Source organism: Sphingopyxis sp. BSN-002, from assembly GCF_022024275.1.
In the GTDB taxonomy this organism is placed as follows: Bacteria; Pseudomonadota; Alphaproteobacteria; order Sphingomonadales; family Sphingomonadaceae; genus Sphingopyxis.
Genome location: NZ_CP091804.1, coordinates 13,329 through 27,745, shown reverse-complemented (window position 1 = coordinate 27,745; position 14,417 = coordinate 13,329). Strand labels below are relative to the sequence as shown.

The following is a 14,417-nucleotide window of genomic DNA, read 5'->3' as shown; positions in this document are numbered from 1 at the left end:
CAGGCCTATTGGTCGAACAGCGACAGCAGCGCGCGATAGACTTCGACGCGCTGCTTCGCTGGCGCGGCATTGATCGTCTCGATGACATGAAGGCCGTCGCGACAGTCGGCATCAAAGTCAGCTGAATCCTCCGTCTCGTCGTAGATATCGGGAAGATTCGCCCCCGAAAATCTGGCGACGATACGCGTCGCCTTTTTGATTTCGAGCGGCTTCTGCAGCTTCGGAAGCAACAGCATCTCGGTGAGAGCTGCTTCCTCTTCCGCCCGCATGAAATGTTCGTCGCCCGTTTCGTCCGCCATCGTTTCGGCCGTCAGGCGGCATGACCGATAACCGCCCTCACGGATCTTCGCAGCCTGCGCGGCGTGGATCGTCAGCAGGCGACTGACCAGCGCGTCGGGGGCACGCGCCACGTCGGACGCAAGGTCGGTCGAGATGTTCAGATGCACGCTCAGCGCCGCTTCGCTTGCCGGAACACCGGCATTGCGATCGCGCCACACATTGTCGACGATACGGTTCCAGAGCAACGGCCGCTTCGCCTCGAGCGCGGTCCACAACGGACCGGCCAACAAGGCGCGGGCGCTCGCGCGATCAACAGCCCACGAGGGGCCGTTTGCGGCAGCCGCGTCGTCAAGGCGCGTCACGACGTGCGCGGCAAGCAGCTCATCCCGCGCGGGATACCACATGTCGGCCGACGGGGTCGCGAGCGCGCGCTCGGTGAAATCGCCGTCGACGCCCGCCTTCTCCATCGCCCAGCGGAAGGTCCGGTCGCCATAGCGCTCGACGCGTCCGGCTTCAGCCGAGCTGGACCGGCGGGATGTCGTGCGAACCTCTTCCGCCCCGTCCTTGCCATTGTCCGTCTTGGCCGCTTCGGGAGGCGCTCCGCCCTCTTCGTCCGGCGTCTCTTCGGGGATCCAATAGCTTTTGTGAAAGCCGATCTTCGCGTCCGGCCCTATCGATCGCTCGTTCGCCGACATCAGCACCAGCGTGCAGGCCGACGCGCAAAGATGTTCGACGTGGACGGACAGCTTTCGCATTCCGACCGACGCGGCCATCAGCTGCCCGGCGCGCACCTCGCCGCCCTGCGATGCGATGACCAGGCGCTTGACGCCCGGATACTTGCCGAGCGCCTTTGAAAAGGCGAGGAAAGCCGGGAAATCGAGCTTGCCGGCAAAATAGAGCGTCGCGCCGTCGGCCGAAACCTCAACCAGTTTCGGCTCTTCGTTCGTTGCGGGCGCAGCGAGCGCCGCAGATGTCCACAGGAGGGCGGCCGCCCCGATCCACCACCGCATGCACCCGATTGAGCATAAGCGGCGCGCCTTCGCAAGCGCGGCTCGCGCCGAAAGGGACTTGCTGGCCCGCCGCCCCGCTGGCAAAGGCGCGCCACTATGCCGATGGAAAAAACCTTCGATCCCGCCGCTATCGAGGCGAAATGGGCCCATGAATGGGAAAGCCGCGGGCTGTTCCGCCCCGAACGTCCCGACGCGACACCCTTCACGATCGTCAACCCGCCGCCGAACGTTACCGGCGCGCTGCACATCGGCCATGCGCTCGACAACACCCTGCAGGACGTCCTCGTCCGCTACGAACGACTGCGCGGCAAGGATGCGCTGTGGGTGGTCGGCATGGACCACGCCGGGATCGCGACGCAGATGGTCGTCGAACGCCAGCTCGAGGAGCGACAGGACAAGCGCACCAACTACACGCGCGACGAATTCGTCGAGAAGGTCTGGCAGTGGAAGGGCGAAAGCGGCGGTCAGATCACCGGTCAGCTTCGCCGCCTCGGCTGCTCGATGGACTGGTCGCGCGAGCAGTTCACGATGGACCCGCATTTCACGCAGGCGGTGGTCAAGGTCTTCGTCGACCTGCACAAGAAGGGCCTGATCTACCGCGACAAGCGGCTGGTGAACTGGGATCCCAAGCTCAAGACGGCGATCTCGGACCTTGAGGTCGAGACGCACGAGGTTCAGGGCGGCTTCTGGCACTTCAAATATCCGCTCGCCGACGGCGTGACGCTCGATGACGGTCGTGATTATATCGAAGTCGCGACAACGCGCCCCGAAACGATGCTCGCCGACATGGCGGTCGCGGTGCACCCCGACGATGCGCGCTACAGGAGTGTGATCGGCAAGGACATCCTGCAGCCGATCACCGGGCGCCGCTTCAAGGTCGTCGCCGACGAACATGCCGACCCCGAACTCGGCAGCGGCGCGGTGAAGATCACCCCGGGGCATGATTTCAACGACTTCGACGTCGGCAAGCGCGCGGGCTTCAAGCCCGGCGAGATGCTCAACATGCTCGACGGCGACGCGAACGTCATCCAGACCGCCGACGGGCTGATCCCCGCCGAATATCTCGGCCTCCACCGCTTCAGGCGAGACGGCAAGGACGGCGCGCGCGAGCTGGTCGTGATGCGGATGAAGGAACTCGGCTTCCTCATTCCTCATGTCGACAAGGACGGCGGCGAGCACGACGCCGAACCGCGCACGATCCAGACGCCCTTCGGCGACCGCGGCGGCGTGGTGATCGAGCCATGGCTTACCGACCAATGGTATGTCGACGCCGAAACGCTGGCGCAGCCGCCGATGGCAGCGGTCCGCGACGGCCGCATCAACATCGTGCCCAAGACGTGGGAAAAGACTTTCTTCAACTGGATGGAGAATATCCAGCCCTGGTGCGTCTCGCGCCAGCTGTGGTGGGGCCACCGGATTCCGGCGTGGTATGCCGAAGACGGCAGCATCTTCGTCGCCGAGACCGAAGAGGAAGCACAGGCTCAGGCCGGCGCCGGCGTCGCCCTGACCCGCGACGAGGACGTCCTCGACACCTGGTTCTCCTCCGCGCTCTGGCCCTTCGCGACGCTCGGCTGGCCCGAGAATAGCGAGCTGCTGAAGCGCCACTACCCTAACGACGTCCTCATCTCGGGCTTCGACATCCTCTTCTTCTGGGATGCGCGCATGGCGATGCAGGGGATGGAGTTCATGGGCGACGTCCCGTGGAAGACGCTCTATCTCCACGGCCTCGTCCGCGCGCCCGATGGCGCGAAGATGTCGAAGTCGAAGGGCAATGTCGTCGACCCGCTCGGGCTGATCGATCAGTATGGCGCCGACGCGCTGCGCTTCTTCATGGCAGCAATGGAAAGCCAGGGCCGCGACATCAAGATGGATGACGCACGCCTCGCGGGCTATCGCAATTTCGCGACCAAGCTGTGGAACGCCGCGCGCTTCTGCGAAGCCAATGGCATTTCGGCCTCGACCAGCTTCGAGGCCCCCGCCGCGACGCTGCCGGTCAACCGCTGGATCATCGGCGAGGTCGCCGCGACCGTCGCCGCGATGGAAAGCGCCTTCGCCGCCTATCGTTTCGACGAGGCCGCGAATGCGATCTACAGCTTCGCGTGGGATCGTTTCTGCGACTGGTACCTCGAACTGATCAAGGGCGCGATCGACGACGAGACCAAGGCCGTCGCCGGCTGGGTACTCGACCAGATCCTCGTCATGCTCCATCCTTTCATGCCCTTCATCACCGAAGAGCTGTGGACCGGGCTCGGCGACCGCGCCGGCTATCCGCTGATCACTGCGAAGTGGCCCGCGCCGGCAGCCGAGAATGACGCCGCCGCGAGCGCCGACATCGACTGGCTGATCAAGCTGGTCAGCGAGCTCCGTACCGCCAAGGCCGAACTTGGCCTGCCCCCAGGCGCCCGCCTGACCGCGCATTTCCCGGCGTCACTCAAGGCCCGCACCGACAAGCTTGCAGCGCAGCTCGACCGCCTCGCGCGCCTCGAGAGCGTCAGCTTCGATCCGGCGCCCGCGGGCGCTTCGGCGCAGCTCGTCGTCGAGGGCGAGACGATCACCGTCCCGCTCGAAGGCGTGATCGACATCGCCGCCGAACGCGACCGCCTGACCAAGGCGCTCGCCGCCGCCGCGAAGGAACGCGACGGCCTCGCCGGCCGCCTGAACAATCCGTCGTTCGTCGAACGCGCCAAGCCCGAAGCGGTCGACAAGGCTCGCGCCGACCATGCCGCGAAGGAAGCCGAAGCCGATCGCCTGACCGCCGCGCTGGCGCGGCTGGGGTGATGCGCGGGTGGCGGGCTCCGCTTCTGGCAACGGCGCTGCTGTTCGCGGCGGCGCTGGCTGCAAGCGAAGCCGCCCCGCATACCCCCGCCGTCGGCAGCGCCGAACGCAACGCGATCCTCGATGTGCTGCGCTCGCACCCGGATTTCCGCTTCACCTTTAGCCATCTTCGCGTCTGGAACGACGGCGATCGCGCGATCGCCTATGCCGAGGGCGACAATGGCGTCATCGGCGGCTTCAAGACCATCCTGACTCGCGACGGCACGGCGGACTGGCATGTGGTGTGGGGCGAAGGCGACGGCGGCAGCGATAGCTGCGCCGCCGGTGCGCGCCATTACGCATGGGCCATGACGCTGATCGCATCCTATCATGTCGCGCCCGACCGGCTCTTTCCCGGCATCAGCAAGCAGACCGGCGAATTCGAACGCATGGCGAAGGATGATCCCGAACTTCAGTGCACCGGCGACCTCGAAGGCGGCCCCGAATGACCACCGACCTGAACGACGACGCCCCCCTCACCCCGACCCCGGTCGCTACGGCTGCCGATCCGGCGGCGAGCCCGGTCCCGCCGCGTCAGACCGCGCGCGGCGGCGGGCGGATGGATCTGACGACCGGCCCGATCGCAAAAACGCTGATCCTCTTCGCGTTGCCGACGCTCGCGTCGAACATTCTCCAGACGCTCTCGGGCTCGGTGAATTCCGTATGGGTCGGGCAATTTCTCGGCGAAAGCGCGCTCGCCGCGACCGCCAACGCCAACATCATCATGTTCCTGATGTTCGGCGCCTTCTTCGGCTTCGGCATGGCGGCAACGGTGCTGATCGGCCAGTCGATGGGGCGCGGCGACATCGACGCGGCGCGCCGCGCGACCGGCGGCGTGATCGGCCTGGCGCTGATGTTCTCGGTCGTGATCGCGATCCTTGGCTGGTTTGCATCGGATCGCATATTGCGCTGGCTCGAAACCCCGCCCGAGGCCTTCGCGCTTGCACATGATTATCTGCGCGTCACCTTTCTCGCCGTTCCAGCCTCGATGCTCTCCGTTACGCTGATGATGGCCTCGCGCGGCGCGGGCGACGCCGTGACGCCGCTACGCTTCATGATCCTCGCGGTCGTGCTCGATATCGCCTTCAATCCGGTCCTAATCCTCGGCATCGGCCCCTTCCCGCGTCTTGGCATCGCCGGAAGCGCGCTGGCAACCGCGGTGGCCGGGACCATCAGCCTGACCGGGATGATCATCTGGTTCTATGCAAAGAACCATGTGCTGCGGCTGCGCGGGCATGAACTCCGCTACCTGATCCCCAACTGGAACGAGCTTCGCTTCATCATCGGGCGCGGGCTGCCGATGGGGGCGCAGATGCTCGTGATCTCGGGCGCAGGGCTGGTGATGGTCGGGCTCGTCAATCGCGAGGGGCTTGTCACCGCCGCCGCCTATGGCGCGACGCTTCAACTCTGGAACTATATCCAGATGCCCGCGCTTGCGGTCGGTGCGGCGGTCAGCTCGATGGCGGCGCAGAATATCGGCGCGCAGCGCTGGGACCGCGTCGCGGGGGTGACCAACAGCGGCATCGCGATCAACCTCGCGATGACCGGCGTACTGATCGTGCTGCTCCTGCTCTTCGACCGCGCCGCCCTCGCGCTGTTCCTCGGCAGCGGCAGCGACGCGATCGATGTCGCGCGCAACATCCAGTTTATCGCGACCTGGACCTTCCTGCCTTTCGGCACGACGATCGTCCTGATCAGTACGCTGCGCGCCAATGGTTCGGTCGTTCCGCCGCTCGTCATCCTGTTCCTGTCGATGTTCCCGATCCGCCTCGGCATCTATTATTTCGGCTATCCGGTCATCGGCAGCGACATATTGTGGTGGAGCTTTCCGCTCTCCTCGCTCGCATCGCTGGCCATGGCCTGGGCAGTCTACAAGCGCGGAAACTGGCGCCGGTCGCTTCCTCAACCGACGGCATCCTGACCTTTTTCTTCGACCAAAGCGTCCACCCCTTCGACTGGCGGCCCGGCGTCTGCTAGCCTTCGTCGCATGTCGGACGCTAAAGCAGCCCCAATGAACATGAATCTCCGTAAAGAGGCGCTGCGTGACCAGCGGGCAAGGATGCTGGCCGCGGCGCCCGACTGGCGGGCTTCCGATGCCCGCGTCAATCCGCGCGTCGCGATCGGTTCGATCCTCGTCATGTGGCTGCTCTATTTTCTGATCACGACCGGCCTCGGCATGCTCGCGGGCGCCGAGCAGTGGGAATATGCCGGACGCCGCGCCATCGTGGTCGTCGCCGGGATCCTTTGCACCTTCGTGCTGTATCAGCTGATCCAGCGGGTCCAGCCGCGCAGCTTCGGCGCGCGCCTCGCGGTCGCGCTCGGCGCCGCCGTACCGCTGGTCATCCTCTACGCCTCGATCAACCTGTTCGTCTTTTTCTACTGGTTCCCCGCCTCCGACTCCGCGCAGATCGTGAAGGAGGTCCAGTCCAAATTCCCCGTCGCCTGGGAAACGATGCTGATCCTCGACAGCTCGATCCGCTGGTATTTCTTCTTTGCCGTGTGGGCGGCGCTCTACGTCGCCTTCGGCTATGCGAACGAGATGCGCGCGGTCGAGCGGCGCGCCAACCATTTCCGGATAGAGGCCCAGACCGCGCAGCTTCGCGCCCTCCACTACCAGGTCAATCCGCACTTCCTGTTCAACACGCTGAACTCGCTTTCGACGCTGGTGCTCCGGGGATCGAAGGCGGAGGCAGAGACGATGATCATGAATCTCTCGTCCTTCCTGCGGTCGAGCCTCGCGATCGACCCCGAACAGCTCGTCAGCCTCGACGAGGAAATCGCGCTGCAGCGCCTCTATCTCGACATCGAACAGACGCGCTTCCCCGATCGCCTGCAGGTCGAGGTCATGATCCCCGGCGAACTCGAAAATGCCTGCGTCCCGGTCCTGATCCTGCAACCGATCATCGAGAATGCGATCAAATATGGCGTCGCGCCCAGCAAGGGAAAGATCGCGATCCGGCTGACCGCCAGCAACGAATATGGCCTGCTGGTCATGCGCGTCGAAAATGACATCGACCCCAAGGCGCCGGTACCGCCGCCGGGAACCGGGCTCGGCCTCGGCAATGTCCGGGAAAGGCTGCTGACGCGCTATGGCCCCACCGCGGGCTGCGAGTGGGGCGCATCCGATACGGGTGGTTTCTTTGTTTCGCTTTGGTTACCCTTGGCGCGGGAGGGCTGCTGACCATGATGCAGACGCTTCGGACCCTGATCGTCGACGATGAGCCGCTGGCCATCGAACGCCTCCAGATTCTGGCAGGGCAGCAGGACGGCGTATCGCTCGTCGGCACGGCAAGCGACGGCGCTTCGGCCCTGCGCATGGTCGATGCGCTGGCGCCCGACCTCGTGCTCTGCGACATCGCAATGCCCGATCTCAACGGGCTCGCGGTCGCCGCGGCGATCGACAAGCTGGACAATCCGCCCGCGGTGGTCTTCGTGACCGCCTTCGATCAATATGCCGTCGCCGCCTTTGACGTTGCCGCGGTCGACTATCTGCTGAAACCCGTATCCCCCGACCGGCTGGCGCGCGCGCTCACCCGCGTGCGCGAATGGCGCGCGACCGACCGGGCGCCGAAACAGAAAAGCAAATGGATCAGCGAATTCTGGGTCCAGAACCGCGGCGAGATGCTGCGTATCGATGCCGGCCAGGTCGACCTGATCGAGGCCGAGCGCGACTATATGCGCCTGCACGTCGGCGGGCGCAGCTGGCTGATCCACCAGACCATCAAATCATTGGAAGCCCGGATGGACCCCGACCAGTTCATGCGCATCCACCGGTCGAAGATGATCCGCCGCGGCGGCATCGTCGGGCTCAAACATCATGGAGACGGCGCGTGGAGCGTCGATCTAGGCGAAGGCGGCATCCACCGGATCGGCCGCACCTATCTGCACGACGTCAAGGCGATCATGCACGCCTGAGCGTGAAAAGGCGGCCGTGCTCCAATGAGCGCGACCGCCTTCGCAGCGCCGATTGCCGTCAGGGAGCGGCGACGACCGGCGGTTTTTCACTTGCGAACCGGGCGCTGCTGCCGTTGTAGAGCGACGCCAGCTGCGGTTCGACGCTGCGTTTCGCGGCGGCTTCGCATTCGAGGCTGGCCGCCCGCTCGCTCAACGTCGCACGCGAATCGCTCGCGCACATCGATTTGATCGCCATGCGAACGCGCGTGTCGAGCCGGGCGCGGCCCGAAGCGGTCGACAGGTTGAGGTCGTCATAGCGGATCGTTGCACTGGGGCGGTTGTCGGCATCCTGCGCGAAGGCAGGAGCCACAGCGCCACTACTCGCGAGCGCGGCAATCAGGATCAGGGAAAGTTTCGACATGGGGAGTGTCCTCTCATCTGGGGGATGATGATGCGGGACACGAAAGGAGTTGGAACCGGGGAAGACCAAGACCCTCCCGCATCCCGCATGTCGGGGATGGCGCATTTCCGCGGCTTTCGCATGCAAGGTTCGACCGGCCCCGAAGCATGGTCGATTGGACGGACGAAGCGCATCCGCGCATCGACCAGTGGCCGAAAGCTTGTAATCCGGCGTTCATCATGGCCTTGTTGGCGCATGGCAAGGGAGCGTAAACCGGCCGCGAGTCGCGGCACTGCGCGGCGCGCGGCGCTGATTGCCGCGCTGATCGCGGTCGGGCTTGCCGCCGGCGGAGCGCTGGGAATGCTGGCTGTGGGCGGAGGATTGCGCGGCGATGCTGCCGATCCGCCTTCCTTTGCGGGGCTCAGTTCCAATCCCGATGCGCTGGTAGCCGACGATGGCGTGTCCGCCGTGCCCTGTCCGGGCTGCGCCGACAGCTACGGGGTGGGCGCCAGGCTGCGCGCCGCGCGCGAACAGCGGGCAAGCGAGGCGTTTCGCGAGCTTGGCACCGTCGACGTCGAAGATCGGACGGCCGACGAGCCCGAGGACGGCTATCGCTACGGCGGACGGTTTCCCGACACAGCGCCGACCGCGCCGGCAGTTCCGGCGATGGTTCTCCCCGTCGCCTTGCCGGAGCCGCCTGCACCGGCGCCTCCCGAACAGCAGCAAGGCTCCGGCACTCCGCCGGATCCCCCGCTGCCGCCCGAATAGGGTCAGTTCTTCGGTTCGGCCGCCGGATGCGCGCAGCGGCTCGTGTCGCCGCCCTTGCAGGCCGCGACATCGGCCTCCCACTTCATCCGTTCCTCGGCAGCCACTGCAGCGATGCGTGCCTTCTCAGCTTCGTAGGCCGCCGTCTCTTCGGCATATTTGGCCTGCGCTGCGGCTTCCGCCTGCGCGGTGGCCGCGACCTGCGCGTTATAGGCGTCGATCTCGGCCTTCGCCTTCGCCTGCTGCTCCGCATTCAACCGGGCCGTATTGGCGCGTTCCTCGGCTGTCGTGCCGTCGGGCGATTTCTGCATCGCGCCGGCCTGTGCACCGACAAGCAGCGAGGCCGCTGCGGCCGCCATGAAAATCGTCCTGATCATCGAAGCTCTCCTTCTATCGAGGCACCTGCCCGGTCCAACGTCCTGCCCCGCGTTGCGTTCCCGTCCGGCGCCCGTCCTCCCGTTTGACGTCGCGCGTCGCAGTCGCCATGCTGGCGGCACCTTCTTGTCCGAACGGCGGGTCCTTTGCCAGCACCAACGCATCACCCGATCAATCGCCCCGTCTTTTTCATTCCTCTCGCGATCCTGACCGCGGCGCTGATCCTCAGCGTCTGGTTCGGTGCCGATTTTGTGGCGGCAGAAACCGCGGCGAACGACTGGATCCTTCGCGAGTTCGGATCGGTTTTCGCGGGGGCGGGACTCGGCTTTATCGGGCTGCTCGGCATCGTCGCCCTTTCGCCGCTCGGCAAGACCGTCATCGGCGGCCGCGACGCGAAGCCGCTGCTCGGCCGCGGGAAATGGTTTGCCGTGATGCTCTGCACCACGATCGCGACCGGGATCCTCTTCTGGGGCGCCGCCGAGCCGCTCTTTCACCTCAACACGCCGCCCCCGATGCTCGGGCTCGAACCCGGGAGCGACGCCGCCGCGACCTTCGCCATGTCGACGATGTTCCTGCACTGGACGCTCACGCCCTATGCGATCTACACCGTCGCCGCGCTCGCCTTCGCGCTCGTCTATTACAACCGCGGCGAGCCGTTCAGCCTGTCGTCGCTCTTCGTGCCGCTGCTCGGCAAGCGCGCGCATGGCCCGGTGGGCACGGGCATCGACGTCGTCTGCCTCTATGCGCTGGTCGCCGGCATGGCAGCCTCGATGGGTGCCGGTATCCTCGCACTCGCGGGCGGAGTCGAGAATCTCGGCCATTTCAGCGGAGGCATGCCGCTCAAATGGGGCATCGCCGCACTGATCGTCGCGAGCTTCCTGATCTCGGCCGCAACGGGGCTTCAGAAAGGGATCGCCGGCCTGTCGGTGCTCAACACCTGGCTGTTCTTCGCGATCATCGCCTTCGCGCTTCTCGCCGGACCGACCGCGGACATGTTCGGCCTCTCGCTCCGCGCCACGGGCGAATATGTCACCACCTTCGTACCCCGCAATCTCGGGCTCGACGTCGACGCCGACTGGAGCCGCCAGTGGACGATCTTCTATTGGGGCAACTGGTTCGCGTGGGCGCCGGTCACCGCCCTGTTCCTCGGCCGCCTCGCGATCGGCTACAGCGTGCGCGAATTCATCGTGATGAACCTCGTCCTGCCTTCGCTGTTCGGGGCGCTCTGGATGACGGCGATCGCGGGATCCGCCATCGTCATCGACCAGCAGACCGGCGCGAGCCTCTATTCGGTGATCGCCGCAAAGGGGCCGGATTCGGTCCTCTTCCGCCTGTTCGACGCCCTCGGTGGCGGTCCGGCCGCGACGGGGCTCATCCTCTTCACCATCTTCCTGTCCTATGTCGCGGGCGCCGATGCCAATGTCTCGGCGATGAGCGCGCTCTCGACGCGCGGCATTACGCCCGACGCACCCGAAGCACCGATGATGGTGCAAAGCGTCTGGGGGATTGCGGTGGGTCTGTGCGCAGTCGTGCTGGTCGCGGGATCGGGGCTCGACGGCATCCGGATGATGTCCGTGCTCGGCGGCTTCCCCGCGCTGTTCGTCATCATCGGCGCGGCGCTGTCGCTCGCGGTGATGATGGTGCGGGGGCGACCCACGGCCGCCCCCGCCCAATCCAACTGACCAGCGCCCGACCGATTACCAGATGCGCGTGCGCGCTTCGGGCTTGATGTAATATTTGCTGTCGGGGGTGACGTTGAACGCCTTGTACCAGGCGTCGACGTTGCGGACCGGACCGATGATCCGCCAGCGTGCGGGGCTGTGCGGATCGCTCGCCACCTGCTGCTTGGTCGAATCCTCGCGCGCCTTGTCGCGCCATGCCTGCGCGAACGCGAGGAAGAAGCGCTGGTCGCCGGTCAGCCCGTCGATCACGGGCGCTTCCTTGCCGTTCAGCGAGCGATGATATGCATCATAGGCGACCTCCAGACCCGCGAGATCGGCGATATTCTCGCCCATCGTCAGGTCGGGGTTGATGAAGGCGCCGGGCGCGGCTTCATAGGTCGCATATTGCGCGCCGAAGCCCTTGGCCTGTTCCTCGAAGCGCGCCGCATCGGCAGGCGTCCACCAGTCGCGCACCGCACCATTGGCGTCGATCTTGCGCCCCTGATCGTCGAAGCCGTGCGTGATTTCGTGACCGATCACCGCGCCGATCGCGCCATAGTTGACCGCATCGTCGACGCTCTCGCTGAAATAGGGCGCCTGCAGGATGCCCGCCGGGAACACGATCTTGTTCTCCAGCCCGCCGTTATAGGCGTTCACTTCCTGCGGGTTCATCGACCATTTCTTGCGGTCGACGGGCTTGTTCAGGTCGGACAGCGAATAGGCATATTCGAACGCCGCGCTGCGCTTCACATTGCCGTACAGGTCGGACGGGTCGATCTTCAGCCCCGAATAGTCGCGCCATTTGTCGGGATAGCCGACCATGACATCCATCTTCGAAAGCTTGTCGAGCGCTGCGGCCTTCGTCTCGGGCGCCATCCAGCTGTTGTTGCGGATGCGGTCACCCATCGCGAGCTTCAGGTTCGCGACGAGCGTTTCCATCTTCGCTTTCGCGCTCGCGGGGAAATATTCCTTCGAATAGGTTTCGCCGACCAGCTCGCCGAGGCTGCCGTCGACCAACGTCAGGCCGCGCTTCCAGCGCGGGCGCAGTTCGCCGACGCCGCTCAGCACCTTGGTATATTCGAAGCGGCTGTCGACGAACGGCTTCGACAGATAGGGCGCGGCGTTGTCGGCGATATGGAATTGCTGCCACAGCTTGATCGTGTCGAGCGGGGTCTTGGCATAGAGTGCCACGATGTCGCGGATCGCCGTATTCTCGTTGACGATAATCCGCTTCTGCGGCGCGATGCCGGCACCTTCGAACCAGGCCTTCCAGTCGAGGCCGGGGGCATAGGCGGCGAGTTCGTCCGACGACATCGGATTGTTGATCTTGCCGATGTCGCGGCGATCGGCGATCGCCCAGCTGACCTTCGCGATCTCGGTCTCGAACGCCATGATCGCGTCCGCGGCCTTTTCGGGCGCGGCGTTGCCGACGAGCTTCATCGTGCGCGCGATATAGCTGCGATAGGCATCGCGCTGCGGCTTGAAGCTGTCGTTCAGATAATAGTCGCGTTCGGGCATGCCGAGCCCACCCTGGCCCAGCCACAGAACGTTCATCGTCGGATCGTTGGTGTCGGCATAGGGGCCGCCGCCGACGATCGTCGCGCCGAACGTTCCCTGCGTCGTTCCCATGAAGCGCGCCATCGCGCTCTTGTCGCTGATCGCGGCGACGGCGTTGACGTCGGCCATCACGGGCGCCGCGCCAAGCGCATCGACGCGCTTCTCGTCGAGGAAGCTCTGGTACAGTCCGCCCACCTGGCTCGTCGCCGGCGCGCCGGTGACGAGCTGGCGAAGCTGGCGCTGGGTCAGGTTATAGACGTCGTAGTCGACGCCGGCCGACGCCTGATCGGCGGGAATTTCGGTCCGGGCGAACCAGCCGCCATTGGCATATTTGTCGAAATCGTCGCCGGGCTTCACGCTCGTGTCGCGCGCGCCAAGATCGACGCCCCATTTGCCGAAGGTCAGCGCTTTCAGCGATCCTTCGTCGTTCGCGGGCGCACTCCCGTCGCCGTTACCGTCGGCAACCAGCGTCGCATTCACGCCCTTCTCGTTCGCCATGGCCGGTGCGGTGGCCAGCGATACGGCGATCGCCAGTCCGGCGACGCCCGCAAAAAACTTCGTCATTCCCCAGTCTCCTAACGTCCCGCACCGCCGGGTCGGGGCGATGCACATGGCCAGCCTTGTCCGCCTGCGACACGAACCGGTCAAGCAAGCCACCGGACGCTGGTCGAAGCCTTTGGGATGTTGGTGGAAAGCCCGGCCCTTTTTATGCTGCCAGCCGCCCTTTTCGCACAGCGAGCGTCAGGCAGATCGCGCTGCCCGCAAGCGAGACGACGAGCGCTGCGACCGACGCCTCGGGACCGAAGCCGCCGCCGCTGAGCAAGGTCGCGACGCCTTCCGCCGGATGGGTCCGCAACGGGCCGCTGGCGAAGCTGTCCAGTCCGGAAACCGCGCTTCCGAAGACCCAGCCGAGCGCGAAGTTCCAGCCGGCGTGCATCCCGATCGACATCCATACCCGTCCGGTCAGCAGGTACAGGCCGGCGCCGATCCCCTCGCCCGCGATCAGGCAGATCGCGCCGAACAGGCTGGCGTCGGGATTGGACAGGTGAAGGCCTCCGAAAAGAAGCGCGGTCGCAACCAGCGCCGGCCACACGCCGAACGCGCGCCACAGCGTGCGGAAGATGACGAGGCGCATCAGCGTTTCCTCGATCGCCGCCGACTGGACCGCCTGTTTCGCCGCCTCGGCAACCCCTGTGACCGGTCCAGCCTCGATGACAGCCCAGCCGGCACTCCACAGGATCGCCATGATGATCGCCATGATCGCGCCGCCGATCGCGATACCGGCGGACAGTTCTTTCGCCATCGGCTTCAGGCCGATTTCGGCGGCAACGCGCGCCTCCCCCCACCGGACGGCGAGGCTATAGACCCCCAGCATGGCGATGGACCCGACGAGGACCGCCGCCAGCCTCGCGCCCGATGGCGCCGCCGCCCGCGTGGTGAAGGGCTCGCCGGACAACAGGCCCGCGGCGCGAAGCGTCGTGTCGGCGGCGATGTTGAAGGTCAGGACGCACAGGACCGCCAGCACGGCCAGCCACGCCAGCGCGCGAACCCGGCGATAACGGCCCGGCTTCAGCCAGCGTTCGGACCCCAGTTCGACCAATTGCGTCATTCGCACTCCTCGGTGGCCCGGATAGCATCACTGTATTATATTGGCAATACACA

The 14,417-nt window shown here is 65.7% G+C and carries 12 protein-coding genes; 7 read left to right on the top strand and 5 right to left on the bottom strand.

Features of this window, described 5'->3' with window-relative positions; translation table 11 throughout:
- Window positions 1-5: 5 nt before the first annotated feature.
- The gene (locus L7H23_RS00120; protein ID WP_237837349.1) at window positions 6-1,439 is read right to left on the bottom strand and encodes a hypothetical protein; all 1,434 of its coding nucleotides are present in this window, start codon (window positions 1,437-1,439) and stop codon (window positions 6-8) included.
- Here L7H23_RS00120 and L7H23_RS00115 point away from each other — a divergent pair.
- From L7H23_RS00115 to L7H23_RS00095, 5 genes are all read left to right on the top strand, one after another.
- A complete protein-coding gene (locus L7H23_RS00115; protein WP_237837348.1) occupies window positions 1,386-4,067 on the top strand; it encodes a valine--tRNA ligase in 2,682 nt (893 codons plus the stop codon). The genes L7H23_RS00120 and L7H23_RS00115 overlap by 54 nt on opposite strands.
- The gene (locus L7H23_RS00110; protein ID WP_237837347.1) at window positions 4,067-4,552 is read left to right on the top strand and encodes a hypothetical protein; all 486 of its coding nucleotides are present in this window, start codon (window positions 4,067-4,069) and stop codon (window positions 4,550-4,552) included. Before L7H23_RS00115 ends, L7H23_RS00110 begins: the two co-directional genes overlap by 1 nt.
- The gene (locus tag L7H23_RS00105) at window positions 4,549-6,024 is read left to right on the top strand and encodes an MATE family efflux transporter (protein WP_237837346.1); all 1,476 of its coding nucleotides are present in this window, start codon (window positions 4,549-4,551) and stop codon (window positions 6,022-6,024) included. The genes L7H23_RS00110 and L7H23_RS00105 overlap by 4 nt, the downstream gene beginning before the upstream one ends.
- Before the next feature lie 96 nt (window positions 6,025-6,120).
- Window positions 6,121-7,284, top strand: a complete 1,164-nt coding sequence (locus tag L7H23_RS00100; RefSeq protein ID WP_237837345.1) for a histidine kinase — start codon at window positions 6,121-6,123, stop codon at window positions 7,282-7,284.
- A gap of 2 nt (window positions 7,285-7,286) precedes the next feature.
- Window positions 7,287-8,018 (top strand): LytTR family DNA-binding domain-containing protein, encoded by a 732-nt coding sequence (locus L7H23_RS00095; RefSeq protein ID WP_237837344.1) that lies wholly within the window; start codon window positions 7,287-7,289, stop codon window positions 8,016-8,018.
- A gap of 58 nt (window positions 8,019-8,076) precedes the next feature.
- On the opposite strand, the gene L7H23_RS00090 is transcribed toward L7H23_RS00095, so the two are convergent.
- The gene (locus L7H23_RS00090) at window positions 8,077-8,418 is read right to left on the bottom strand and encodes a UrcA family protein (RefSeq protein ID WP_237837343.1); all 342 of its coding nucleotides are present in this window, start codon (window positions 8,416-8,418) and stop codon (window positions 8,077-8,079) included.
- A gap of 234 nt (window positions 8,419-8,652) precedes the next feature.
- Between L7H23_RS00090 and L7H23_RS00085 the strand changes: the two genes are divergently transcribed.
- The gene (locus L7H23_RS00085; RefSeq protein WP_237837342.1) at window positions 8,653-9,165 is read left to right on the top strand and encodes a hypothetical protein; all 513 of its coding nucleotides are present in this window, start codon (window positions 8,653-8,655) and stop codon (window positions 9,163-9,165) included.
- A gap of 2 nt (window positions 9,166-9,167) precedes the next feature.
- On the opposite strand, the gene L7H23_RS00080 is transcribed toward L7H23_RS00085, so the two are convergent.
- A complete protein-coding gene (locus L7H23_RS00080) occupies window positions 9,168-9,539 on the bottom strand; it encodes a hypothetical protein (protein WP_237837341.1) in 372 nt (123 codons plus the stop codon).
- A gap of 144 nt (window positions 9,540-9,683) precedes the next feature.
- Between L7H23_RS00080 and L7H23_RS00075 the strand changes: the two genes are divergently transcribed.
- Window positions 9,684-11,219, top strand: coding sequence for a BCCT family transporter (locus L7H23_RS00075; protein ID WP_237837340.1), 1,536 nt, complete (start codon window positions 9,684-9,686; stop codon window positions 11,217-11,219).
- Window positions 11,220-11,234: 15 nt separating this feature from the next.
- On the opposite strand, the gene L7H23_RS00070 is transcribed toward L7H23_RS00075, so the two are convergent.
- Entirely contained in the window at window positions 11,235-13,319 is a 2,085-nt protein-coding gene (locus L7H23_RS00070; RefSeq protein WP_237837339.1) for a M13 family metallopeptidase, read from the bottom strand.
- Window positions 13,320-13,461: 142 nt separating this feature from the next.
- A complete protein-coding gene (locus L7H23_RS00065; RefSeq protein WP_237837338.1) occupies window positions 13,462-14,364 on the bottom strand; it encodes a CPBP family intramembrane glutamic endopeptidase in 903 nt (300 codons plus the stop codon).
- Window positions 14,365-14,417 lie beyond the last annotated feature (53 nt).